Source organism: Neokomagataea tanensis (assembly GCF_006542335.1).
Lineage (GTDB): Bacteria > Pseudomonadota > Alphaproteobacteria > Acetobacterales > Acetobacteraceae > Gluconobacter > Gluconobacter tanensis.
Genome location: NZ_CP032485.1, coordinates 298,264 through 320,420, shown reverse-complemented (window position 1 = coordinate 320,420; position 22,157 = coordinate 298,264). Strand labels below are relative to the sequence as shown.

Annotated in this window: 23 protein-coding genes and 1 tRNA gene; 17 read left to right on the top strand and 7 right to left on the bottom strand. The window is 54.0% G+C overall.

Annotated features, from left to right (window positions below):
• Nucleotides 1–41 precede the first annotated feature (41 nt).
• A complete protein-coding gene (locus D5366_RS01540) occupies nucleotides 42–1,391 on the bottom strand; it encodes a murein hydrolase activator EnvC family protein (protein WP_141492005.1) in 1,350 nt (449 codons plus the stop codon).
• Nucleotides 1,378–2,925, bottom strand: a complete 1,548-nt coding sequence (gene gpmI / locus D5366_RS01535) for a 2,3-bisphosphoglycerate-independent phosphoglycerate mutase (RefSeq protein WP_141492004.1) — start codon at nucleotides 2,923–2,925, stop codon at nucleotides 1,378–1,380. The genes D5366_RS01540 and gpmI overlap by 14 nt, the downstream gene beginning before the upstream one ends.
• 175 nt (nucleotides 2,926–3,100) lie before the next feature.
• On the opposite strand from gpmI, the gene msrB reads away from it, so the two are divergent.
• From msrB to D5366_RS01515, 4 genes are all read left to right on the top strand, one after another.
• Nucleotides 3,101–3,514: a peptide-methionine (R)-S-oxide reductase MsrB gene (gene msrB, locus D5366_RS01530; RefSeq protein ID WP_141492003.1), complete on the top strand. Its 414-nt coding sequence runs from the start codon at nucleotides 3,101–3,103 to the stop codon at nucleotides 3,512–3,514.
• A 135-nt stretch (nucleotides 3,515–3,649) separates the two neighbouring features.
• On the top strand, nucleotides 3,650–4,288 hold the full coding sequence (gene upp, locus D5366_RS01525; protein WP_141492002.1) for a uracil phosphoribosyltransferase: 639 nt from the start codon (nucleotides 3,650–3,652) through the stop codon (nucleotides 4,286–4,288).
• Nucleotides 4,289–4,495: 207 nt separating this feature from the next.
• Nucleotides 4,496–5,788, top strand: a complete 1,293-nt coding sequence (locus D5366_RS01520; RefSeq protein WP_141492001.1) for an NAD(P)/FAD-dependent oxidoreductase — start codon at nucleotides 4,496–4,498, stop codon at nucleotides 5,786–5,788.
• Nucleotides 5,789–6,003: 215 nt separating this feature from the next.
• Complete coding sequence (locus tag D5366_RS01515; RefSeq protein WP_141492000.1) at nucleotides 6,004–7,503, top strand: carbohydrate porin; 1,500 nt, start codon at nucleotides 6,004–6,006, stop codon at nucleotides 7,501–7,503.
• Between the two features lie 119 nt (nucleotides 7,504–7,622).
• Here the strand turns inward: D5366_RS01515 and D5366_RS01510 are convergent, their stop codons facing one another.
• Both D5366_RS01510 and D5366_RS01505 read right to left on the bottom strand, forming a co-directional pair.
• On the bottom strand, nucleotides 7,623–8,147 hold the full coding sequence (locus tag D5366_RS01510; protein WP_141491999.1) for a GNAT family N-acetyltransferase: 525 nt from the start codon (nucleotides 8,145–8,147) through the stop codon (nucleotides 7,623–7,625).
• Between the two features lie 220 nt (nucleotides 8,148–8,367).
• Nucleotides 8,368–8,457, bottom strand: a tRNA-Ser gene (locus tag D5366_RS01505).
• Between the two features lie 225 nt (nucleotides 8,458–8,682).
• Between D5366_RS01505 and D5366_RS01500 the strand changes: the two genes are divergently transcribed.
• The 11 genes from D5366_RS01500 to D5366_RS01450 all read left to right on the top strand — a co-directional run bounded on the left by D5366_RS01500 (nucleotide 8,683) and on the right by D5366_RS01450 (nucleotide 18,642).
• Nucleotides 8,683–9,171 carry a Spy/CpxP family protein refolding chaperone gene (locus D5366_RS01500; RefSeq protein WP_141491998.1) on the top strand — a complete coding sequence of 163 codons (489 nt, stop codon included), beginning with the start codon at nucleotides 8,683–8,685 and terminating at the stop codon, nucleotides 9,169–9,171.
• Nucleotides 9,172–9,305: 134 nt separating this feature from the next.
• On the top strand, nucleotides 9,306–10,724 hold the full coding sequence (gene ffh, locus D5366_RS01495) for a signal recognition particle protein (RefSeq protein ID WP_141491997.1): 1,419 nt from the start codon (nucleotides 9,306–9,308) through the stop codon (nucleotides 10,722–10,724).
• Between the two features lie 40 nt (nucleotides 10,725–10,764).
• Complete coding sequence (gene rpsP, locus D5366_RS01490) at nucleotides 10,765–11,115, top strand: 30S ribosomal protein S16 (protein WP_141491996.1); 351 nt, start codon at nucleotides 10,765–10,767, stop codon at nucleotides 11,113–11,115.
• Between the two features lie 31 nt (nucleotides 11,116–11,146).
• Nucleotides 11,147–11,704, top strand: coding sequence for a ribosome maturation factor RimM (rimM, locus tag D5366_RS01485; RefSeq protein WP_141491995.1), 558 nt, complete (start codon nucleotides 11,147–11,149; stop codon nucleotides 11,702–11,704).
• Nucleotides 11,701–12,405 (top strand): tRNA (guanosine(37)-N1)-methyltransferase TrmD, encoded by a 705-nt coding sequence (gene trmD / locus D5366_RS01480; RefSeq protein WP_141491994.1) that lies wholly within the window; start codon nucleotides 11,701–11,703, stop codon nucleotides 12,403–12,405. The genes rimM and trmD overlap by 4 nt, the downstream gene beginning before the upstream one ends.
• 24 nt (nucleotides 12,406–12,429) lie before the next feature.
• Complete coding sequence (gene rplS, locus D5366_RS01475) at nucleotides 12,430–12,810, top strand: 50S ribosomal protein L19 (protein ID WP_141491993.1); 381 nt, start codon at nucleotides 12,430–12,432, stop codon at nucleotides 12,808–12,810.
• Between the two features lie 161 nt (nucleotides 12,811–12,971).
• Nucleotides 12,972–14,426: a 3-isopropylmalate dehydratase large subunit gene (gene leuC, locus D5366_RS01470; protein ID WP_141491992.1), complete on the top strand. Its 1,455-nt coding sequence runs from the start codon at nucleotides 12,972–12,974 to the stop codon at nucleotides 14,424–14,426.
• Nucleotides 14,426–15,052, top strand: a complete 627-nt coding sequence (gene leuD, locus D5366_RS01465) for a 3-isopropylmalate dehydratase small subunit (protein ID WP_141491991.1) — start codon at nucleotides 14,426–14,428, stop codon at nucleotides 15,050–15,052. Before leuC ends, leuD begins: the two co-directional genes overlap by 1 nt.
• Nucleotides 15,049–16,158 carry a 3-isopropylmalate dehydrogenase gene (leuB, locus tag D5366_RS01460; protein WP_141491990.1) on the top strand — a complete coding sequence of 370 codons (1,110 nt, stop codon included), beginning with the start codon at nucleotides 15,049–15,051 and terminating at the stop codon, nucleotides 16,156–16,158. Before leuD ends, leuB begins: the two co-directional genes overlap by 4 nt.
• A 79-nt stretch (nucleotides 16,159–16,237) precedes the next feature.
• Nucleotides 16,238–17,440, top strand: coding sequence for a pyridoxal phosphate-dependent aminotransferase (locus tag D5366_RS01455; RefSeq protein ID WP_141491989.1), 1,203 nt, complete (start codon nucleotides 16,238–16,240; stop codon nucleotides 17,438–17,440).
• Nucleotides 17,440–18,642, top strand: coding sequence for a pyridoxal phosphate-dependent aminotransferase (locus D5366_RS01450; protein ID WP_205839594.1), 1,203 nt, complete (start codon nucleotides 17,440–17,442; stop codon nucleotides 18,640–18,642). The genes D5366_RS01455 and D5366_RS01450 overlap by 1 nt, the downstream gene beginning before the upstream one ends.
• 2 nt (nucleotides 18,643–18,644) lie before the next feature.
• Here the strand turns inward: D5366_RS01450 and D5366_RS11760 are convergent, their stop codons facing one another.
• Nucleotides 18,645–18,821, bottom strand: a complete 177-nt coding sequence (locus D5366_RS11760) for a hypothetical protein (RefSeq protein WP_170211024.1) — start codon at nucleotides 18,819–18,821, stop codon at nucleotides 18,645–18,647.
• Here D5366_RS11760 and D5366_RS01445 point away from each other — a divergent pair.
• Nucleotides 18,808–20,496, top strand: coding sequence for a M3 family oligoendopeptidase (locus tag D5366_RS01445; RefSeq protein ID WP_141491988.1), 1,689 nt, complete (start codon nucleotides 18,808–18,810; stop codon nucleotides 20,494–20,496). The two genes, D5366_RS11760 and D5366_RS01445, sit on opposite strands and share 14 nt — an antisense overlap.
• A 181-nt stretch (nucleotides 20,497–20,677) precedes the next feature.
• Here the strand turns inward: D5366_RS01445 and D5366_RS01440 are convergent, their stop codons facing one another.
• Complete coding sequence (locus D5366_RS01440; protein WP_141491987.1) at nucleotides 20,678–21,184, bottom strand: thioredoxin family protein; 507 nt, start codon at nucleotides 21,182–21,184, stop codon at nucleotides 20,678–20,680.
• A 157-nt stretch (nucleotides 21,185–21,341) separates the two neighbouring features.
• On the opposite strand from D5366_RS01440, the gene D5366_RS01435 reads away from it, so the two are divergent.
• Nucleotides 21,342–21,671: a hypothetical protein gene (locus D5366_RS01435; RefSeq protein WP_141491986.1), complete on the top strand. Its 330-nt coding sequence runs from the start codon at nucleotides 21,342–21,344 to the stop codon at nucleotides 21,669–21,671.
• Here D5366_RS01435 and D5366_RS01430 read toward each other — a convergent pair.
• Entirely contained in the window at nucleotides 21,668–22,099 is a 432-nt protein-coding gene (locus D5366_RS01430; protein WP_141491985.1) for a DUF423 domain-containing protein, read from the bottom strand. The two genes, D5366_RS01435 and D5366_RS01430, sit on opposite strands and share 4 nt — an antisense overlap.
• Nucleotides 22,100–22,157 lie beyond the last annotated feature (58 nt).

Here is a 22,157-nt window from a genome sequence, read left to right as displayed (position 1 = left end):
GACTGTATCGCGTCTCACGCAATCCGCAAACCGGGCAGTTGTTATAAGAACGGAACGGGACTGATCGTGTGGGTCTCTTTGTGCAATTGTACAAAGAGGCGTGGGCTCTCTGAAGGCATCTGGCCTAAAGTTGCAGCTTGTTTGACTGTGCTTCCTGTACCGACGGAGAGAGAACCCAATCCAGCGAGTACGAAGCGGTAGTCGCTGCCACAATGCAGAATCAGCATGTTCCCAAACGAACGAAAGGGACCAGCAAACTCTACCCGCCCTGAGCAGGGGGCATGTACCGCAGAAAGAGGTGCGGGGGCATAGGTCACGCCGGTGGCGGGGCCAGATTCGGTTTCTTGTCCCCAAGACGTGACGATGGGGCCGGAGACAGGAGCGTGACCGCTGCCGGCGTGAGGCGCTTCACCGGGGGAAAGCGTTTTGGCCCGGTCTTGTGCCGCTTTTGCAAGCGCCAGCTTGTGGGCGCGGGCTAGGCGGCGGGCTTCCTCTTCAAGGGCAGCACGGGCGCGGGATTCCTGCACGGCAAGGGCGGCGACAGCATCGCTTAATGCCGCAGCTTCCTGTTTTGCTTCGCGGAGGCTTTTTTGTGCGTCTGCCGCTGATTGCATGGAGTGAGCAGATTCGAGGGCGGCATGGCGCGAGTGCGTTGCGGCAATGCGGGCTTGCTCTGATTGTGAGCGACGGAGTGTGTTGAGTTCGCTCTCTTTGTCTGTGAGGGATGTGTTCAGGGTGTTGAGCTGAGCTTGCTGGTCGCGCAATGCTTTGGCGCGATTATGCGTCAGGCGTGTCATGCCGTCTAGGATAGCCAAGGTTGTGGCAGCATGAGGGGCTGATTGCGGTGCAGTAAAAAGCGCAGCATTAGGGCTTTGGGAAACGTGGAGCAAAACAGGCAAGAACGTTGCCAAGGCACGGTTTTGCGAAGAAATGGAACTGCGAAGGTGTGTCTGCTGAATTTGCAGGGCGCTTATGTTGTCTTCTAGTCCCTGGATGCGACGCTGAGTGGTATTGAGGGCTGCTTGCTTGGTGCGGCTTTGCTGTGCGTAGGTTTTGGCTTTAGCTTTGTCACGTTCAGCGGTACTTTGGGCGTTTTGCGCTGCGGTTTGCTGAGCCACGATCGAGGCTGCGGCAGCCTTTTCTTTCTCTTCCAGAGCTTTGCGCGCGGCGATGGCGCGGTTGAGTGCAATTTGACCAGCCGAGGGTGAAGGTGCTGCTTGGGCCGCGTGTTTTGCTTGGTGTTGTGTTTTATGGTGGTGCGTCTGCGGCTGTGCTCTGCAGGAGAAAGCAGCGCTTTCTCCTAACAAGAGTGAGCCCAAGATGAGGCTTTTCTTCACGCGGTACCGAAAACTGGGCACAGCGCGAAGAACGGTGTTTTTAGACTGTTTCAAGGTGATCAGTCGTGATCAGGGATTCGCCGGTCATAGCCTCTGGCTGGGCGATGTCCAGTAGTGCCAGCAGGGTAGGGGCGAGGTCTGCAAGGCGGCCGTCGTGGATTTTGCGGCCTTCCGCATGGGCCAGAATAACAGGCACGATGTTAAGCGTATGGGCAGTATGTGGGCCGCCTGTCTCCGGGTCGCGCATGGTTTCACAGTTCCCATGATCGGCTGTGACGAGCAAACTTCCCCCTGCGCGCTGGATGGCGGCATCAATTTTGCCCAGACCTGTATCGACGGTTTCACAGGCTTTAATGGCGGCGGGGAGGGAGCCAGTGTGGCCAACCATGTCGGGATTTGCGAAGTTCAGGACGATCAGGTCGAATTTGCCGGAATCAATGGCTGCAACGACTTTTTCTGTCAGTTCCGGTGCAGACATTTCGGGCTGTAGATCGTAAGTCGCGACTTTGGGGGATGGCACCAAGATCCGTTCTTCGCCCTCAAACTGTACTTCGCGACCACCGTTCAGGAAGTAGGTGACATGGGGAAATTTTTCAGTTTCAGCAGCGCGAAGTTGGGTTTTTCCTGCTTTTGAAACGACTTCCCCGAGTAGGTCATGCAGAGGAATTTTGGGGAATAGGACTTGAGTGTAAGGTGCCAGAGCGTCTGAGTAGCGCGACATGGTGGCGACAGATGCAAATTTGACAAGTCTGCCGCGATCATAGCCGTCAAATTCAGGCTGCAACAGGACGTCCAGCAACTGACGGATGCGGTCTGCGCGGTAGTTGCAGGATAGGATGCCGTCGCCGTCTTTCATGCCTTGGTAGTCGCCCAAGACGTGAGGGACGACAAACTCATCTGTCTTGTTATCGGCGTAGCTGCCCTCAAGCACAGAGAGCGCGTCTTCGCCTTTAGGGCCTTTTGCGTCCCGCATGGCGCTGACAGCGAGGCCAACCCGCTCCCATCGGTTGTCACGGTCCATAGCGTAATAGCGGCCGCTCAATGTTGCCACCGTGGCATTTTTGGGCAGAGCTTCAAGGATTTCGGTAATGAACTCTTTTCCAGATTGAGGGGCGGTATCGCGGCCGTCACTGAAAAGATGGATCGCTACAGGCACACCAGCATCAGTCACGATTTTGGCGAGGGCAATAAGATGTGTTTGATGGGCGTGGACGCCGCCGGGAGAGGCAAGACCCATCAGATGGCATGTGCCTTTAGAGGCTTTAAGCGCATCGATAAACGCTAATAACGTTTCGTTTTTAGCTAAGGAGCCATCGCGTACTGAGCGGCTAATACGTGGCAAATCTTGCATCACCACACGGCCCGCGCCGATGTTCAGGTGGCCTACTTCGGAATTGCCCATTTGGCCGTCGGGCAGGCCGACATCTTCACCGCAGGCTTTTAAGAAAGCGTGCGGATTTTCGGACCATAGGCGGTCGAAAGTCGGCGTTTTAGCCAGACGGACGGCATTGTCGGCGTTATCTTCACGCCAGCCGAAACCGTCAAGGATGACGAGCATAGCTGGACGACGGGATGGTGATGCGGACATGGCAAATCTCCGATTTGCGCGGCGTCTGGATAAGGCACCGTGACTTTTCTGTTTCGGCCGCATCATGCCACTTTTTTGTGGAAATGCGAACGGGGGAATGTGGACCCCTGACATCTTATGGGGGGGAAACCCTATATAATGTCAGTCAATTACGTGTGTTCAGAAGGATAGCGGCATGACCCAAGAGAAAAATCTCGATAGCTGTGGCCCGACAGGTTGTGGGGTTGGTTTAACGCCCGAACAAAGGCGTATTTTGAGAGAACACGGAACGGAGCGGCCAGGTTCCAGCCCATTGAACGATGAAAAGCGCTCAGGGATTTATGCCTGCGCAGGCTGTGGTCAGGAGTTGTTCGATTCTGAAACGAAATATGATAGCGGCAGTGGCTGGCCATCATTTTTTACGGGCAAAGAAGGAGCGCTGGGCCTTACGCAGGATACGCGCTTTGGCATGGTGCGGACGGAGGTGCATTGCGATGAATGCCAAGGGCATTTGGGGCATGTGTTTCCAGACGGACCTCAGCCGACGGGGCTTCGTTACTGCATCAACGGTCTAGCGCTTGATTTCCGCCCTGATGCAACGGAACGCTAGCAAAATGTAGCGAGTCGTTGTGTGTAAGGGGGAAGGGCGGTATCTGTGCCTCATTCGTAGTATATTTCGCCTTTCACGCTGCAGAGAGGCCGGGTTGCGCATTGTGACGGTGTGCAGCCGTTTTGGAGAGTAAATATGAGTGCATCCCCTATCGTCCTGACGCACCCGTTAGTCCGCCATAAGCTCACGCGTCTACGCGACAAGACGACATCTACAGCGGGGTTTCGCCGTCTAACACGTGAGTTGAGCTTGCTTCTGGCGTATGAGGCAACGCGGGACCTCGCCTTGGTTCCACGGGATATTTGCGCGCCGAGCGGCCCAATGGTTGGTGAGGAACTGGACGGTAAAAAGCTGTGCTTTGTATCCATTCTTCGTGCGGGGAATGGTCTGTTGGATGGTATGCTTGATTTGGTTCCATCTGCGCGCGTTGGTCACATCGGTTTAAAGCGCGACCACGATACGCTGGAAGTCAGTGAGTATTATTTCAACATGCCCGGTGACGTGCCGGGTCGTACTTGCATTGTTTTAGACCCCATGTTGGCAACAGGGCATTCTGCCGCTGCGGCAATCACGCGCGTGAAGGAAGCCGGCGCAAGGGATATTGTTTTTGCATGTTTATTGGCGGCCCCAGAGGGCGTTGCGCACATGCAGGAAAAGCACCCAGACGTTCGGATTGTTACATGCTCGCTCGATAAAAAGCTGGACGAAAACGGTTATATTGTTCCGGGCCTAGGCGATGCGGGTGACCGCTTGTTTGGAACGCGGGACCGTTAATTTCTTACTACGGTATGGCTTCTCAGTAATATTAAGCGGCGACTTTCCTCAAATGTTGGAGGGTTTTTTTCTTCGAGCAGGGGAAGCGCCGTCTTACTCAACACAAAACCGTGACATCGAGTCGATCATCATCTGTTGATCTCGTCTTTTGTGCATCTGGGCGTAGTGTCCGCCTTGTTCAGCGCATGAGATGAAAGCTGTAGGAAGATGTCGGATCGCTTTGAGGTTTTGATTGTCGGTGGCGGGGTTGCTGGTCTTTCTCTCGCGACGCAATTAGGCAAAAGTCTGGGCAAGCGGCGTAAAGCGCGAATTACACTCATCGATAAAAGTTTTTCCCACGTTTGGAAGCCTATGTTGCATCGTTTTGCAGCGGGTACCGTGGTGAGTGAAAACGACCGCATTAGTTTTATAACGCATGCCAGTGGTCATAATTTTGAGTTCTGGCCGGGCGAAGTTGTTTCAATCGACCGAGCAAAGCGAAAAGTTGTGCTTGGGGCTTTCCATGCTCCTGACCAGTCCTTGGTGCTGGAAAGCAGAACGATGCAGTACGATGCGCTCGTATTGGCAGTGGGAAGCTGTGCAAATGATTTCGGCACGCCGGGCGTCAAAGAGCACTGTCTCTGTATTGATAATCTCGTAGAAGCAAACGCGTTTAACGAGAAGTTCCGAATGGAATTGATACGTTCATTCGCCAATAGCACGAAGCTTGACATAGCCATTGTGGGCGGTGGAGCCACTGGCACACAACTCGCTGCGGAATTGCATAAAGCGCTCGATATATTTGATCCATACAGTTTGCATGCTTTTGGACGGATACCGCCAAAGCTTCATATTACTCTTTTGCAGTCCGGTGATCGGATTCTGCCGGCATTCCCCGAGCAAGTATCGCATGCAGCACAAAGTGAGTTGGAGCGGCTGGGGGTAACGGTCCGCACCTCATCACGGGTGGCAGCGGCAGATGCTACAGGTCTAACTTTAAAAGACGGAACTTATATTAAGGCGCCGTTGAGGGTTTGGGCCGCCGGGGTCAAAGCACCGGATGTGACACATTCCTACGGTGGGCTGGCTCTCAATAAGAGTGGGCAAGTCTTAATTAATGCAAATCTGACAGCGAAAGATGATCCGCACATTTTTGCTTTAGGGGATTGCTCTTTCATTGAGGGGGACCCGCTACCGGCTACCGCTCAGGTAGCGCGGCAGCAGGCGAACCACCTTGCGCGTTATTTGCCTGCTTGGGTTGAGCATGGGCGCGTTGTTCCGAGCTGCGTGTTTCGGAATAAGGGAGCGATTGTAGCTCTCGGGAAATATAATGGCTGGACCGCTTTTCCCGGAGGGACAGTATGGGGTGGTGGTGTGTCGCACGGCTTAGCGGCCCGTCTGGGGCATTTGTTGCTCTATAGGCAGCATCAAGTCGCGCTGTATGGTTTTTTCCGTGGAATGATGTCGTTCTACTCAGAATGGATAGAAGGGCGTATCCGTCCCTCTGTGCGGCTTGATTAGTGGAGTCGTGGCTGCTCCTCGCCTCAATATCGTGGGGGTGAGGGGATAAAACGTGTCGTTTTGGTTACAATTAAATTTCCTCTCATATTTGTGCATATCCAGACTACGATAAATTATAATATATGATTGCTGAATAAGAGGCACAGATGGTTGCCCTTAGATAAAATTAGACACGTTGGCCTCGGTGGCCGTGCGGTCATGTCGGTGACAAGATTATGAAGACTTCTCTGTGGTATTCGCTGGGGCTGCGTACGATTTTGTGCTGTACGGCCCTAGGTAGTTTCTCTGCGCCTGCTTTGGCGCAATCCACGGGACAAAGCACAGCAAACCCGCAAGATGCGACGAACCCGCAGGGTGCAGGTGAGAACGGTGAAGGCCCAGCACAGCGCGTGAACGCTCCTCTCGGGCAGGTTGCGTTCTCAAAAGGCTCTGTGCCTCCGCTGCCACAACCTGAGGCATTATTGCCCGACCCCTTTGGTTGGAACACATATCTGCGATCACACGGCGTGGCGATCATGTTGGACAACACCAATGAATTTGGTGGTGCACTGACAAAACCAACGCCAGGTTATGGTTTGCGTCAAGGTAGTTCGAACGCAGGTCAATACTCATTAGAAACAGATATTGATTGGGAACGTCTCGCCGGTATTACTGGTTTCTCGACGCACGCTGTTGCTGTTGGCCGTTACGGTATCCCTGCGAGCCGTATGTTCGGTGATCTGCTCATGAATCCGAGCTCGGAAATTTACGGAAGTGGCGGCAACGTGGTTGTCCACTTAGTGTATTTCTACGGCGAAGAGACAATGTGGCACGGTCGTTTGGATGTCGCTGCTGGTCGTATGCCTTTATTGAGCGATTTCTCGGCCAACCCGCTCTACTGTAACTTCATGAACAACGCTTTCTGCGGTAACCCGAAAGCATCGTCTGATAATACAACGCATTCATCCTACCCTGATGCCGTCTGGAGCGCGCGTGTGCGCGTAAGACCGACACAGGCAACATACATTCAAACTGGTGTTTATTTTTCTCAGGCCGGTATTTACGGCGTGCAGCAGTATCGTACGGGCTTTAAGCTAAACGGTGCAGATATTAACGGCGAAGCTATTCCCGTTGAAGCAGGCTGGGAGCCCAGCTTCAAGCACGGCACACTGCCCGGGCATTATAAGGTGGGTTACGTTTGGGATACGGCCGAGCATAACGACAACTACTATGACATGAACGGAAACTCTTTCGTCCTTAGTGGTTTGTCGCCTCGGAAAATCCACGGTTCTTGGTCCGCTTGGGCCTTGGCTGACCAAATGGTTTATCATCATCCTGGTGGCACGCCGAATGCTGGCGTAACTGTTTTGGGTGGTGCGTATTTTAACAACGAGCAGACCCAGACCCGTGCACAATGGTACGGCATTGGTGTGCTGGATCGTGGTTTTTGGAAGTCTCGCCCGCTGGATGCGATGGGTGTGAACTTTGCTTATGTCCGGGCTTCGGGAAGGCTGAGCAAAACACAAGCGCTGCAATTGCAATACGGCGAACCTCTGCAAAACGGCGCTTATGGTGTACAGCGTTTTGGTATGGTGCTTGAAGCAATGTACCAAATCCACGTTTATCGCGGCATCACTTTTGCTCCTGACTTCCAGTATTTCTGGAACCCTGGACTTCAGCCTAACCTCCGCGATGCGGCTATGTTAGGGTTCAAAGCCCATATCCAGATGTTCTGAAAAAGGAAGCTCACCCGGCGTTATATAGTCGGGTGAGCTTTTGGATGATTTAAAAGCCACCAGCGGCAAGCTAGGTGGCTTTTTTTGTTTCGCTCACTGCTTGGCGCAGATTGTCGGTGTTACAGGTGCCGAAACATATACGTTGTTGAGTGTGTGCCGTCACCGAGTGTGTTGAGTGCAAAATTCGGGATTACTCCCGCAGATTGGAAGCCTAGAGACGTGTAAAGCTGCTCTCCGGCATCACCCGTTCGCGTATCCAAAGTGACTAGAGTTTTTCCCAAATTTTGGGCGGCTTCCAATGCGTGCTGCATGAGGTGGCGTCCAACCCCTTTACGCCGCGCTAGGGGCGACACCATTAGCTTGGCAATTTCACAGCGATGAGGCTGATTGGGTGGCATCCCCGTGACGAGTTGGACGGTTCCAACAAGCTGCTCATTATAAAAAGCAGCAAATAAGATGCGACGATTGGCTTTTACCTCGGGGAGGATGGAGCCATCCCAGAAGTTTTTTGCATCCTCTGTGTTGAAGGGTACGACAAAGCCAATGGATGCGCCATCATGAACGCTATCGACCAAAATCTGGCTGAGTGGCCCGAGAATAGCAGGAAGCGATTCGGTACTCACGGATGTGACACGTATCGTCATGAATCTTACCGTCTAAATCTGTTGAGTTCGCACTGCTGCGTATTAGCAACGTGCTAAGCAGGTAAAGAAAATATAGCAGACGGCATTGAAAGTAGAGGCGCAAGCATCAGGGCCCCAGCGGGAGATGGGCTGGATGTCTTGTGGAGGCGCATTGCGAAGCGCGCAGCTTTTGCCGCGTAAACGCTCAGGCGCTCTGGATTTGATATGTTTTTAGGGTGAATGGCGGAGAGGGTGGGATTCGAACCCACGGTACGCTCTCACGTACGGCGGTTTTCAAGACCGCTGCCTTAAACCACTCGGCCACCTCTCCTCATGACATCCAGCAAGTGAACATCACGTCTGGAGGGACTTGAAGCGCAAAACTATGGTGTCCGTCAAGGGGCATTATGCGTTTTTTTTAAATCAGGGATTACCTTTTGATACTCAGCCCCCGGAGCACCGTAACATTCTTTTTGACATGGTGTGTCTGAGGCCACGCCTTCAAAGGGCTGGTAGCAACAGAAAACTTCTGAAGAAGCGGGGTTAATCTAGTCTTATGGCATCCATGCAATTGATTGCGCGTGTGGTGGGAGTGTTCGCCATTGCAGTGCCTGGTGTAATGTTGGCGCAGCCTGTTGTTGCTGGGCATGTGGGTGGAATTATGCCTCCAATGCCGGTTCCGCCCGGGGTTGTGCTGACGGATGCTCAGAAAACGCAAGTGAAGGCATTGTTCCATGGTGATCATGCTGCGGAGCATGAGCGTCGGCAGAAGCTGGAAGCTTTGCGTCAACAAATTATGGACGGCCTGACCGTTGAGGGTGCCCTCGACCGAGATCATCTCGCGCAGCTGACTGCGCAAGAGGCTGCTTTGCATGCTGAGGAAGCGCAAGGGCGTCTGGCCGTGCAAGAGAAAATTCATGATATCCTGACGCCAGAACAGCAGCGCCAAGCTGCTACCACGGCACGCAAGCTGCACGATCTGCATGGCCAGATAGACGCGCTTATGGGGCATCCGCCGGAGCCACCTCCAGGCGACCTGCCATAAGCGATTCTTTATAGAGAATCCCCTATTTGCTTGACCTGTCCGGGTTAAAGGGGTAGGGGAGGATCGTTTTCGGACACGCCACATCGCGAAGGCTCGCGCAGTGGCGCGTTTTTGTTTGCGGTAAGGTAGTCACGTTGTTCGATCGTCTTTCAGGCAAGATGTCCGGTGTTCTCGAAGGTTTATCCCGCAATGGGAAGCTTTCCGAGGACGATGTTACGGAAGCAATGCGTGAGGTTCGCCTCGCCATGTTGGAGGCTGACGTTGCGTTGCCAGTGGTGCGCACATTCGTCAACAACGTGCGTGAGCGGGCTGTCGGGCAGGAAGTGCTTGATAGTGTTTCCCCCGGTCAGGTTGTTGCAAAGATCGTCAATGACGCATTGATTGATGCGCTTGGCGGTGCGGGTGTAACGCCACTGAACCTCTCGGCCTCTGCGCCGGTTCCGATTTTGATGGTCGGCTTGCAGGGTTCTGGTAAGACGACGACATCGGGTAAGATTGCGCTGCGCCTCTCTTCACGTGAGCGCAAGAAAGTCCTGCTGGCAAGCTTGGATGTGCAGCGTCCAGCAGCTCAATTGCAGTTGCAGCAATTGGCTGAGCGTGTGAATGCCAGCACCGGGCTTGTTACTTCGCTGCCAATCGTCGCTGGCCAAAGCCCAGTTGAAATCGCGCAGCGTGCGCTCGATGTCGGACGCCGCGAAGGCTACGATATCGTTATCCTTGATACGGCTGGTCGTTTGTCCATCGATGAAGCGTTGATGGATGAGGTTCGCCAGATCCGCGCTGTTTCGAACCCGGCTGAGACGCTGCTGGTTGCAGACGCGATGACAGGGCAGGACGCCGTTAACACCGCTCAGGCTTTCAACGATGCTGTCGGGATCACGGGTGTTGTAATGAGCCGTATGGACGGTGACGCACGCGGTGGTGCTGTCCTGTCCATGAAAGCGATTACGGGCGCTCCGATCAAGTTTACCGGCGCAGGCGAAAAGCTGGAAGCACTGAATGAGTTTCACCCAGAACGCGTCGCAGGACGTATTTTGGGATTGGGTGACGTCGCTGGTCTTGTTGAAAAAGCGTCCGAGACGCTTGATCATGAGGAAGGCGAGCGCGTTGCTAAAAAGATGCTCGCGGGTAAGTTCGACCTCGACGACTATGTCTCACAGATTAACCAGATCAACCGTATGGGATCGATCTCGGGTATTCTGGGCATGTTGCCGGGTATGGGCAAGCTCAAAGATATGCTGGGTGACAAGGAAATCGACACGTCGATTTTCAAACGTCATAAAGCAATCATTTCGTCCATGACGAAACAGGAGCGTAAAACGCCAGCGATCATCAAGGCTTCGCGCAAGAAGCGGATCGCGGCTGGTTCCGGTACCAGCGTGCAGGAGGTTAACCGCCTTCTCAAGCAGTTTGACGACATGTCCACCATGATGAAGCGCATCAGCAAAATGGGCCTTGGTGGCCTGATGCGCGGCATGGGTGGCGCAGGTGGTCTTGCGGATATGATGAAGGGTATGCCGGGTGGCCCCGGTGGTCGTCCGCCTTTCCGTTGATCCGTTTTAGTAGTTTTTAGTTTTCTTTCAGGAGTTATTCATGAGCCTCAAGATCCGCCTTTCGCGCGCTGGCGCTAAGAAGCGTCCTTACTACCACATCGTTGTTGCAGACAGCCGCAGCCCACGCGACGGTCGTTTCATCGAGAAGGTTGGCGCGTACAACCCGATGCTGCCTTCCGATCACGCTGACCGTATCAAGCTGAACGATGAGCGCATCAAGCACTGGCTGTCCAACGGTGCACAGGCTACGGACCGTGTTGCACGTTTCCTTGGCAATGCAGGTCTGGCTCCTAAGCCAGTTTTCCGTGACCAGCCTAAGAAGTCCGCTCCAAAAGCTAAGGCTCAAGAGCGCGCTAAGGAAGCAGCTGCAGCAGCCGCAGCAGCTGCCTAATCTGGCATTTATCGAACCGGTGAGCTGATCCGTGGCCCGTTTCAAGTCTGAGACAGATGTTTTGGTAGCGACCATTGGGCGTCCGCACGGTGTGCGGGGGCTGGTGCGTCTGCATGCCGCGACAGATGATGCTGAGTCTGTTGAGGATTTGAATCCCTTGCACGATGAGCAAGGGGTGGTCTGGAATGTACGCTGGGTTTCTCTGGGCGTTGCCGCATTAGAAGACGAACAGGGCGTTGCTCTGGCCGATCGGACTGCTGCGGAGCGCTTGGTTAATCGTCGTCTTTACGTTGCCCGCGAAGATCTGCCCGAGGCTGATGAGGATGAGTTTTACCATACCGACTTGGTTGGTATGGAAGCATTCTCAAGCGAGGGTTTGTCATTCGGTGTGGTGACGGTGGTGCATGATTACGGGGCCGGAGTGAGCCTTGAAATCGTGCCTTCAGGCGACGGGAAAATCCTGCTTGTACCGTTCACGCGGGCTTGTGTGCCCGAAGTCGATCTTGCTGCACGGCGTTTGCTTGTTGTGCCGCCGCATGAGATCGAAGTGGAAGGCACACTTGATGGCGAGGTTCAGGTACGTTCATGACATGGCGTGCTGACATCTTGACCCTGTTCCCGGAGATGTTTCCGGGACCGCTTGGCTTTTCCCTTGCGGGGCGAGCTTTAGAGCGCGGGCAGTGGTCATGCATGGCGCACGACCTTCGGGTTCATGGACGAGGTCGTCATCGAGCGGTGGATGATACCCCGTTCGGCGGTGGCGCTGGTATGGTCATGCGGCCTGATGTTCTGGACACGGCGCTTGAAGCGCTGCCAGAGCGGGAAGGTCGTCCGATCATTTACCCTACCCCGCGGGGGCGGCGGTTATCACATGCGGACGTAACACGCTTTGCTTCAGGCAAGGGTGTGGTCGTTCTGTGTGGCCGCTTTGAGGGAATAGATGAACGGGTGCTGGAGAAGCACAACATCGAACAATTTTGTATGGGCGATGTAGTGTTATCTGGCGGTGAAATTCCAGCTCTGACCCTTTTGGATGCCTGTGTGCGCCTTTTGCCGGGCGTGATGGGGTGTGAGGCAAGCGGGCAGGACGAGAGTTTTGCCGATGGTTTGCTGGAGTACCCTCAGTATACGAAGCCAGCGAATTGGGACGGGCGGGATGTTCCGCCGGTTCTGTTGTCTGGCCACCATGCTGCCATTGCTCAATGGCGGCATGAACAATCTCTTGCCGTCACACGTGAGCGCAGACCGGACCTCTGGGACGCGTATCAGATACGGCAGCCGGTTCATTGAGTTTTTGTTTTCAGGAGTTTGGTCATGAACACTATCCAGCAGTATGAGGCACGCGAAATCGAGCGTCTTTCCAGCGCTCGTGCGGTTCCAGAATTTATCGCCGGTGACACGGTTCGCGTTGGCGTCCGCGTTGTTGAAGGTACGCGTGAGCGTGTACAGAGCTTCGAAGGCGTTGTTATTGCGCGTTCGAACAAGGGTCTGAACAGCAACTTCACGGTTCGTAAGATTTCGAACGGTGAAGGCGTTGAGCGTGTATTCCCTCTCTACGCTCCTTCAATCGCGAGCATCGACGTTGTTCGTCGCGGTAAGGTCCGTCGTGCGAAGCTGTACTACCTACGTGGTCGCTCAGGTAAGTCTGCACGTATTGCAGAACGCCCACGCGATGTTGCGAAGGCAGCTTCCTAATCTTAGGTAACAAAAACTAAGATTAAGCCTTTTAGGCTTGCCTTTTCTTGCAATAGATGCTCTCTCTGCGCAAGAAAATGAAGATGCCCGCCCGTCATACGGCGGGCATTGTCTTTGAGGCAGTCCCATTTTGGGACCCGAAACGCCGGAGATAGAGAGCTATGTGTGCAGGTTTTGCGCCGCGAACGTTATTTGACAAGATCTGGGATGATCATGTCGTTGAGCGGCTCGAGGACGGAACGTGCATCCTATATATTGACCGTCACCTCGTCCATGAAGTGACGAGTCCTCAGGCGTTTGAGGGCTTGCGTATGGCCGGGCGCCGGGTGCGCCGGCCAGATGCGACGGTCGCTGTGGTTGACCACAACGTTCCTACGTCGGATCGCTCCCAGCCGATCGAGGAAGCGGATAGCCGCTTACAGATTGAAACGCTGGAGAAAAACGTCGCTGAGTTCGGCGTTCCGTATTTTCCATTATTGTCGGCCTCTCAGGGCATTGTCCACGTGGTTGGGCCAGAGCAGGGGATTTCTCTGCCGGGCATGACGATCGTTTGTGGCGATAGCCATACATCGACGCATGGTGCGCTTGGTTCGCTGGCGTTTGGTATTGGTACATCGGAGGTCGAGCATGTTTTGGCAACGCAGACATTGCTGCAAAAGCCTGCCAAGAACATGCGCGTGCGCGTCGAAGGTAAAGTGGGGCCGGGCGTAACGGCCAAAGACATTATGTTGGCTATTATTGGCCACATAGGCACTGCCGGTGGTACGGGACACGTTATTGAATTTGCCGGATCGGCAATCCGTGGTTTGGACATGGCTGGCCGTATGACGCTGTGCAACATGTCGATTGAGGCTGGCGCGAAGGCAGGCCTTGTTGCCCCGGACGAGACGACTTTTGCGTATGTCAAAGGCCGTCGTTTCGCGCCTAAGGGACAGGACTTTGAGCAAGCCTGTGCGTATTGGCGTGGTTTGGCAACGGACGACGGGGCCAGCTTTGACAGAGATGTTCTGCTGCGTGCAGAGGATATTGTGCCGTCTGTGACGTGGGGTACCAGCCCGCAAGATGTCTTGCCAATTGATGGTGTAGTACCGACACCAGCGGATTACAAAGACCCGGCGCAAGCCGCACAAGTTCAGCGCGCTCTGGATTATATGGGTTTGACGGCCGGTCAGAAAATTGCGGGTACTAAAGTTGATGTCGTCTTCATTGGTTCGTGCACAAATAGCCGCCTTGAAGATCTGAGAGCGGCAGCCGCAGTGGTAAAAGACAGGCATGTTGCTGAGAACGTACGGGCGATGATTGTGCCTGGCTCTGGTTTGGTCAAACAGGCTGCGGAAGCTGAAGGGCTAGATCGTATTTTTCTGGATGCTGGCTTTGAATGGCGTGAAGCGGGTTGCTCCATGTGTTTGGGTATGAACCCTGACCGTCTGACGCCCCAGCAGCGTTGTGCTTCAACCTCTAATCGTAACTTTGAAGGTCGGCAGGGCCCGGATGGACGGACGCATTTGTGTTCTCCGGCAATGGCAGCGGCAGCGGCAGTGACGGGCGAATTATGCGATGTACGCGCGTTGATGGGCTTAATGTCTGGCTCTGATTCTGTGCGGGAGGCGATCTAATGGATAAGTTCACGGAATTAACGGCAATCGCTGCGCCGATGCCGAATGAAAACATTGATACAGACCAGATTATTCCCGCGCGGTTTTTGAAAACCATTCAACGCACGGGGCTGGGACGCAGTGCTTTTGCTGCGCAGCGTTACGACGTTGACGGTAACGAAAAGCCTGATTTTGTTTTGAATCAGGAGCCCTATCGTAAAGCTGAAATTCTCATCACGTATGATAATCTCGGGTGCGGCTCATCGCGTGAGCATGCCCCTTGGGCTCTGCTGGATTTTGGCTTTCGTTGTGTTATTGCGCCAAGCTTTGCGGATATTTTTTTCAATAACTGCTTTAAAAACGGCATCTTACCGATCCGCTTTCCGCGTGAGATTTGCGATCTGTTGATGGACGATGCACGGCAGGGGGCCAATGCGCGTTTGACGGTCAATCTGGCCGAACAGGTGGTGATTCGTCCCGACGGTGAGAAAATTCCGTTCGAGGTTGATCCTTTCCGCAAGCATTTATTGCTCGAAGGGCTGGATGACATCGGCCAGACTTTGGCGCATGACCAAAAAATTACGCGTTTTGAAAGCGGCGAGAAGCGCAGCTGGGTGCCGTCAGTGGATATGGGAGCAGGTCAATGAGTGAGACGCCAAAGCTGTTAGTGCTGGCTGGGGATGGTATTGGCCCTGAAGTTATGCGTGAAGTGGCACGCATCGTGCACTGGCTGGAGCGTAACCGTGGCTTGAAGCTGGACATCACGGAAGAGCTTGTGGGTGCTGCTTCTCTGGCGGTCCATGGCGTTCCCATCCGTGATGAAGTTATTGCATTGGCCAAGCAGTCTGATGCTGTTCTGTTTGGTTCTGTTGGCGATCCAGCGTGGGGGCATGTTGGTTTTGACAAGCGCCCGGAAGTTGCCATTCTGAAGCTCCGCAAAGAGCTTGAACTCTTTGCGAATTTGCGCCCGGCTCAGCTTTTTGACGCATTGTTGAGCGCGTCCGCGTTGAGGCCAGAAGTGGTACGTGGGCTCGATCTCATGATTGTTCGTGAGACAGTCGGCGGAATTTACTTCGGTGAACCACGCGGCATTGAGACGCTGGCAGATGGTTCCCGTCGTGGTATCAACACGGAAGTGTACACAACTGCTGAGATTGAGCGTGTTGCACGTGTTGCGTTTGACTTAGCGCGTAAGCGCGATAATCGCGTGTGCTCTGTCGAGAAGTGCAACGTCATGGAAAGCGGCCTTCTGTGGAAGGAAGTGGTGACAGATCTGCATGCGCGTGAATATGCGGATGTCGAATTGTCGCACATGCTGGCAGATAACTGTGCCATGCAGTTGGTTCGTGATCCAAAACAGTTCGATGTTATCGTGACGGGTAATCTGTTCGGCGATATTTTGTCTGATCTTGCATCCATGTTGACAGGCTCGCTGGGCATGCTGCCTTCAGCAACGCTCGGCGTCGTGCGCGAAGACGGTAAGCGCAATGCTCTTTACGAGCCGATCCATGGAAGTGCACCGGATATTGCTGGCCGCGGAATTGCAAACCCGTTGGCACAGATTCTCTCATTTGCGATGCTGCTTCGCTACTCGTTGGGGCGTGGCGATGATGCCGAGTTGATTGAAAAAGCTGTATCAAATGTTCTGGCGAGCGGTTTGCGGACGGCAGACATCATGTCTGACGGAATGGCGCGGGTCGGGACTGAGATGATGGGCGAGGCGGTTCTTCGAGAGATGGACAAGCTAGCTTAAAGCGTTACTGTTCCCCATGAGCCCAGAGTGGCCCATGGGGATTTTTTTATCTTTATGGTTTGTGGTTGGAACCGAGAGTATGTCCATCATTGCCGAGCGCTTACAGCGCGTTACGCCTAGTCAAACTGTCGCAATCACGCAGAAAGCGCGTGAGCTTCGTGCGGCTGGGCAGGATATTATTAGCTTATCTGCGGGTGAGCCTGATTTTGATACACCAGATTTTATCAAAGAAGCTGCTATCCGCGCCATTCATGTGGGTGAGACGAAATACACCGAAGTAGCCGGGACGCTTGTGCTACGGAAGGCTGTAGCAGGTTGGCTTAACAGAGATTTCGGCTTGGATTACACGGCTGAAGAGGTCTGTATTTCTACCGGCGGTAAGCAGGTCATCTATAATACGATGGCGGCGACATTGAATGCTGGCGATGAGGTTATTATTCCTGCGCCAGCATGGGTGTCTTATCCGGATATTGTTAAACTGGCCGATGGCGTGCCCGTTTTGGTCCAGACCGCGCCTGAGAATGGCTTTCGTATGACTGCCGATCAGCTTCGCGCGGCGATTACGCCTAAAACAAAATGGCTAATGCTCAACTCACCCAGCAACCCGACTGGGGCTGTGTATCGTGAGGATGACCTACGGGCATTGACGGATGTTTTGTTGGAGCATCCGCATGTGTGGGTTTTGACGGACGATATGTATGCAAAACTGATCTACGGAAGTGAGGCTGCGTGCACCGTAGTGCAAGTTGAGCCAAAACTGCGTGAACGTACGGTCACGATGAACGGCGTTTCAAAAGCTTATGCCATGACCGGCTGGCGCATTGGTGTTTCTGCTGCACCAGCAGCGTTCACCAAGCAACTCGTCAAATTGCAGGGGCAAAGCACGAGCAACACGTGCTCTATCGCGCAAGCGGCGGCTCTCGCTGCGGTAACGGGTCCGCAGGATTTTATTGCGGAGATGGTATCCGTTTACAAAGAACGCCGTGATCTTGTCGTGGGGATGTTGAACGACGCGCCGGGCCTATCTTGTATGGTACCTAACGGGGCGTTTTATGCTTTCCCGTCCGTAGAGGGCGTTTTGGGAAAAACCACCTCTAAGGGAATTGTGCTCGATTCTGACGAAGCATTCGTCACGGCACTGCTGGACGAGACCGGCGTTGCTGCGGTGCACGGAAGTGCGTTCCTCACACCGGGATATTTCCGCGTTTCCTACGCCACGAGCACCGAATTGCTGCGTGAAGCCTGCACACGTATTCAGAACTTTTGTCGGAGCCTTGTCTGATGTTTCGTCCCGCCGCACGCATTGCGACTTTGCCTAAGCCCGCAACTATTGCGATGGCTGCAAAAGCCCGTGAACTGCGTGCAGCGGGGGCTAACGTTATTTCGTTGGCTTTGGGGCAGCCTGATTTTGCCTCGCCAATGGTTGCTGTTGAGGCGGCTTATGCGGCAGGCAGAGCAGGAGATACGGGCTACCCTCCAATCCCGGGGCAGAAGGCTCTCGTTGAGGCGATTAGAGCGAAGCTGTTGCGGGATAACGGGGTTGAGGCCGCAGCCAATCAGGTGATGGTGGCCAATGGTGGAAAGCAGGTCATTTTCAATGCCTTCATGGCAACGATTGATGATGGCGATGAAGTGGTTGTGCCCGCGCCTTACTGGGTAAGCTACCCACTGATTGCGCAAATGTTTGGGGGGCGCAGTGTTGAGGTGCCATGCCGCGAAGAGGATGGTTTCCGTCCCGACCCGCGGGCGATTGAGGCAGCGATTACCCCAAAGACCCGCTGGCTGGTACTCAACTTTCCCAACAACCCCAGCGGTGCAATTTTAGAGCGTTCCGATCTGGAGGCCCTGGCAGAAGTGCTGAGAGCGGCGCCACATGTCATGATCATGTGCGATGAAATTTATGAGCATTTGACCTTTGATGGTCGGAGGCACGTGTCGCTTTTGTCGGTGGCGCCAGACTTGGCTGATAGAGTTCTGATCGTGAATGGCATGGCTAAAGCCTATGCCATGACCGGCTGGCGCGTTGGTTTCGGGTGCGGTCCGGCACCGTTGATTGCCGCGATGATTGCGGTTCAGGGGAATGCAACATCGGGTATCTGTACTTTGGCGCAGGCTGGTGCAGTTGCCGCGTTAAATGCAGGCAATGATGGTATCGCTGAAATGCGCGATACATATGAGCAGCGACGTAACAATGTTGTCGCTGCGTTGAAAAAAATTCCCGGCTTAAGCTGCGCTATGCCTCAAGGAGCTTTTTACGCCTATCCGGGAATTTCGTCGTTGATTGGCAAAGTAAGTGCTGAGGGGCGTGTTCTGTCCGACGATGTTGCGTTTGCCGAGGCTTTGTTAGAAGAAGCGCATGTCGCAACGGTCCCGGGTGCAGCTTTTGGGCTGGGGCCACATTTGCGTTTGTCATTTGCGGCATCTGATGAAGATTTGGCAGAGGCTTGCCGCCGGATTGAGGTTTTCATCCGGGCGATCCGCTAGGCTTACCCAAGCCGAGCGCTTGAGGCGTGCAAGAAGCGGAAGGTCAAAAAAAGGCCATCTAAAGCCTTCGCGGCACTGAGGTTGCGCTGAGCTATGTGTGGAACACCGTATTTTGCGCGGTGATAGGGCGTGACGTTTTGGTCGGCTAATGGCAGGGTTGTCGGTATGAAAACTGACATAGCCTCTTTTTCTACTCTTTCTTTCCTCCGGCCTGATGAGGCGTCGCTGCGCGCTCAACATGATGCTGTTATGGCATCGCTTGATGCCGGAGCGCTGGGAGACGCCTTATCTCTCTTCGATCAAGGGCGGCGGGCCTACGAGGCATGGGCCTCTTATGTGCATTTGCAGTTCTCGCGGCATACGCAAGATGAGCAAGCGCAGGCTGACCGTGACTACGCAGATAAGCTGGGGCCGATCGCCGCAGATTACGAAACACGTTTGAAAAACCGTTTTTTGCACGAAGTCGACCGTGAGGCATTGGAAGCAATTTTAACGCCTCATGTCATCGCCCTTTGGGAGGCGGATGCTACCGTTTTTGCGCCAGAAATTAGTGCGGATTTAGAAGAGGAAGCGCGCCTGACGGGGGAATATACGGCGCTCCTCGCAAGTGCGAAAATAGAATTTCGTGGTGGAACCTATAATTTATCGGGTTTGGTCCCTTATGCTCAGTCTTTAGACCGGGAGACGCGGCACGCTGCGGAGCAAGCGCGGTGGGGGTTCTTCGCTGAAAACGGTGCCAAGCTGGATGAGATTTATGGTCGTTTGGTCACGTTAAGGGACCGGATGGCCACGACATTAGGGTTCAAGAACTTTATTGAACTTGGCTATCGGCGCATGCGCAGGACGGATTATGGACCGGAGCAGGTAGCGACGTTCCGAGACAAAATTCGCGCCCATGTTACGCCCCTAGTGCAGGCTATTTTGGAGCGGCGGCGCCTGCAGATGGGGTGGGACCGTGTGCAAGCATGGGACGAAGCACTGATTGACCCTAAGGGTAATCCGGGTCCGGCAGGGGACCACGATGTACTCGTGATGCGTGCGGAGGAGATGTTTCGTAAGCTGGATGCGTCCGGCGATATGGCGGCGTTTTACGCCATGATGCGCGACCAAGGGTATTTGGACCTTAAAAATCGTGACGGGAAAGCTGGGGGAGGCTTTTGTACGTCTTTTCCGACGGAGGGCGTGCCCTACATCTTCGCAAATTTTAATGGGACGCATAACGATATTGGCGTTTTCACCCATGAGATGGGGCATGCGTATCAAAACTGGAAAAGCCGTGATTTGCCTTGGGTAGATCAAGCGTGGCCTACTATGGAGGCTGCTGAGATCCATTCCATGGGGTTGGAGTTTTTAACGTGGCCTGAGATTGGTGGTCTGGTAGAGAAGGGGGCAGCAGAGCGGTACCGGGCTATGCATTTAATTGATGCGCTCTCATTCTTCCCCTATGGCGCGTGCGTTGATCATTTTCAGCATGAGGTTTACGCCAACCCGGCTATGTCTCCGCAGGAGCGCCATGCGATTTGGGCACGTTTGGAAAAAGAATATATGCCTTGGCGGGATTGGGGCGATTTAGCTTATCCCGCAGCGGGTGGCCGTTGGCAGGCCCAACTGCATATTTACCGCTTGCCGTTCTATTATATCGATTACGCACTGGCCCAGTGTTGCGCGTTACAGCTTTGGCTGGGCTCAAGGCAAGATCAGGAAGGAACGCTAGCAGTCTACCGACAGCTTTGTGCGTGGGGTGGGTCCAAGCCTTTTGCTTCTTTAGTCGCAGATGCTGGATTGGTTTCGCCTTTTGAAGAAGACGCTTTGACGGAAGTCGTTCAAGAGGCAGAGCAGGTCTTGTTGGCTTAGCTCTGAATATCTTTCCGGGCGCGGTGGTGGCCAACTCTCTGTGCACGGTAAATGGGTGTGCGGGGAGTTGGAAGCGCAGCGGGATGCTAAAATAGAGAGAGAGGTGTCTCAACCTACGCTAGTCCCGCAAGGGACGGGTAGGTCTCTCTGCTTTCGTGTGAAAGCAGAGAGCATGGTGGCTTTAGCCTCGCTGATTCCAAGATGAAATCAGATCCAAGGTTGCTTGCGGAGACATTGAGCGGGCATTTCCCAGAGCCAAGGAGGCATCCCCATTAAGGGGGCGGCCTTCAGGGGTGAGGAGGATAACCGTTGGAATTGCTTTAACTTTTACGCCGTATTTGAGGGCGATATCCATGTTATGGGTAAAGCGATCAACGTTCACCGGCACAATGACGAATTGGCTTTCAAGCCAGCCTTGAGCGTCAGGAAGGGCAAACACGCCTGCGAGCATACGGCAATCTGGGCACCAGTTCGCGCCGAAATCCAAAAGGACTTTTCGCCCTGTTTTCTTCGCTGTGGCGAAGGCTTCTTTGACTTGTACGGACGCCAAAGAAGAATCAGGGTACGGTGCGGCGATTGGTGCGGCAGAGGTTTCGGTCAGCTGAGGAGCGGCCTGTGGTGCTGCTGCTGCAAGTGGAGCACTGAGAACTGCGCTCAATGCAGCGAGGGCGGTCAATGTTTTACGCATGTTTGTGACTCTCACTGGAAAGAGAAACCCTTTTTGAAAAGGAGTTTTCTTTAACGATGGGGATGATCATGGCAGAACGCTAGAGGAAAGTGCAAATCTGTTCTCGTACGGAAAAGGTGATTTGGTGACCAAGTCTCTCGCTAAACAGAAAACAAAAATGCTGAAAACGACACATCAAGAAGTGCCGAAAGACAAGGAAGAAGTCAGTATTGCCACGACTTTGCTGAGGACACTTAGTCTCACAGGTTTGACATTTATCTTTTTGGCTATTGTACGTTTTTGGGCACCAGCCATGCATTTGATGCAGAGAGTTGCCGGTAGTGCCGCGTGGGCGCGCTTGGCGGGTCTGCTGCGAATTGAGACAGGGCTGGGACGTGAGCAGTTTATTTTCGTCGGAATTGTCGTGTTCTGCTTCGTACTTGCCCTGATTGTGCAAAGTATTGTTTACGCGATCATACGCTTCTGCAGGGGACGTTACGCAGCTTAGTGAAATTTGCGGCGTTTAATGGCGGCAATCCCTGTCAGAAGCCATGCAAGAATGAGCAACGTGCCGCCATATGGCGCGATCCGGGCTACAGACATTGAAGCGATATGCGCATCTTTAAAAGCGAAGAGCATAACCGGGAGCACAAACAGGAGCGTGCCGGATATAAACGCGTAACTCGCAAGGCGGCCAAGGCGCGGTGACAGAAATGGGTAAGCACCCGAAATCCCGAGTAACGCTAGAGCGTGCCACATCAGCATTTCCACGGCGTTGTGTAAGATATTCGGCCCTGTCGGCACCGCGTAAAATTGTGATGGCAGGTGAGCGGAAACAGCGCCTAACACCACGCCACTAGCGCCAAATAAGCAGCCCATTACAAGCGAAGCGCGGATATGGGCAGGCGCGTTTTGTGGAACAGGGAATGGCTTCATACGTTTTCTCCCACGTGCATGGGTCATCTTTAAACAGGGATGTTCTGGGATGGCCGTT

Bases quoted from the DNA above. Each gene is read 5' to 3' on its own strand.
- D5366_RS01445 (WP_141491988.1), top strand. From the start codon at position 18,808: ATGAAAACTGACATAGCCTCTTTTTCTACTCTTTCTTTCCTCCGGCCT.
- rpsP (WP_141491996.1), top strand. From the start codon at position 10,765: ATGAGCCTCAAGATCCGCCTTTCGCGCGCTGGCGCTAAGAAGCGTCCT.
- D5366_RS11760 (WP_170211024.1), bottom strand. From the start codon at position 18,821: ATGTCAGTTTTCATACCGACAACCCTGCCATTAGCCGACCAAAACGTC.
- leuD (WP_141491991.1), top strand. From the start codon at position 14,426: ATGGATAAGTTCACGGAATTAACGGCAATCGCTGCGCCGATGCCGAAT.
- D5366_RS01430 (WP_141491985.1), bottom strand. From the start codon at position 22,099: ATGAAGCCATTCCCTGTTCCACAAAACGCGCCTGCCCATATCCGCGCT.
- D5366_RS01455 (WP_141491989.1), top strand. From the start codon at position 16,238: ATGTCCATCATTGCCGAGCGCTTACAGCGCGTTACGCCTAGTCAAACT.
- D5366_RS01440 (WP_141491987.1), bottom strand. From the start codon at position 21,184: ATGCGTAAAACATTGACCGCCCTCGCTGCATTGAGCGCAGTTCTCAGT.
- msrB (WP_141492003.1), top strand. From the start codon at position 3,101: ATGACCCAAGAGAAAAATCTCGATAGCTGTGGCCCGACAGGTTGTGGG.
- D5366_RS01435 (WP_141491986.1), top strand. From the start codon at position 21,342: ATGCTGAAAACGACACATCAAGAAGTGCCGAAAGACAAGGAAGAAGTC.
- gpmI (WP_141492004.1), bottom strand. From the start codon at position 2,925: ATGTCCGCATCACCATCCCGTCGTCCAGCTATGCTCGTCATCCTTGAC.
- upp (WP_141492002.1), top strand. From the start codon at position 3,650: ATGAGTGCATCCCCTATCGTCCTGACGCACCCGTTAGTCCGCCATAAG.
- D5366_RS01510 (WP_141491999.1), bottom strand. From the start codon at position 8,147: ATGACGATACGTGTCACATCCGTGAGTACCGAATCGCTTCCTGCTATT.
- D5366_RS01450 (WP_205839594.1), top strand. From the start codon at position 17,440: ATGTTTCGTCCCGCCGCACGCATTGCGACTTTGCCTAAGCCCGCAACT.
- leuC (WP_141491992.1), top strand. From the start codon at position 12,972: ATGTGTGCAGGTTTTGCGCCGCGAACGTTATTTGACAAGATCTGGGAT.
- rplS (WP_141491993.1), top strand. From the start codon at position 12,430: ATGAACACTATCCAGCAGTATGAGGCACGCGAAATCGAGCGTCTTTCC.
- D5366_RS01520 (WP_141492001.1), top strand. From the start codon at position 4,496: ATGTCGGATCGCTTTGAGGTTTTGATTGTCGGTGGCGGGGTTGCTGGT.
- D5366_RS01500 (WP_141491998.1), top strand. From the start codon at position 8,683: ATGGCATCCATGCAATTGATTGCGCGTGTGGTGGGAGTGTTCGCCATT.
- D5366_RS01515 (WP_141492000.1), top strand. From the start codon at position 6,004: ATGAAGACTTCTCTGTGGTATTCGCTGGGGCTGCGTACGATTTTGTGC.
- leuB (WP_141491990.1), top strand. From the start codon at position 15,049: ATGAGTGAGACGCCAAAGCTGTTAGTGCTGGCTGGGGATGGTATTGGC.
- trmD (WP_141491994.1), top strand. From the start codon at position 11,701: ATGACATGGCGTGCTGACATCTTGACCCTGTTCCCGGAGATGTTTCCG.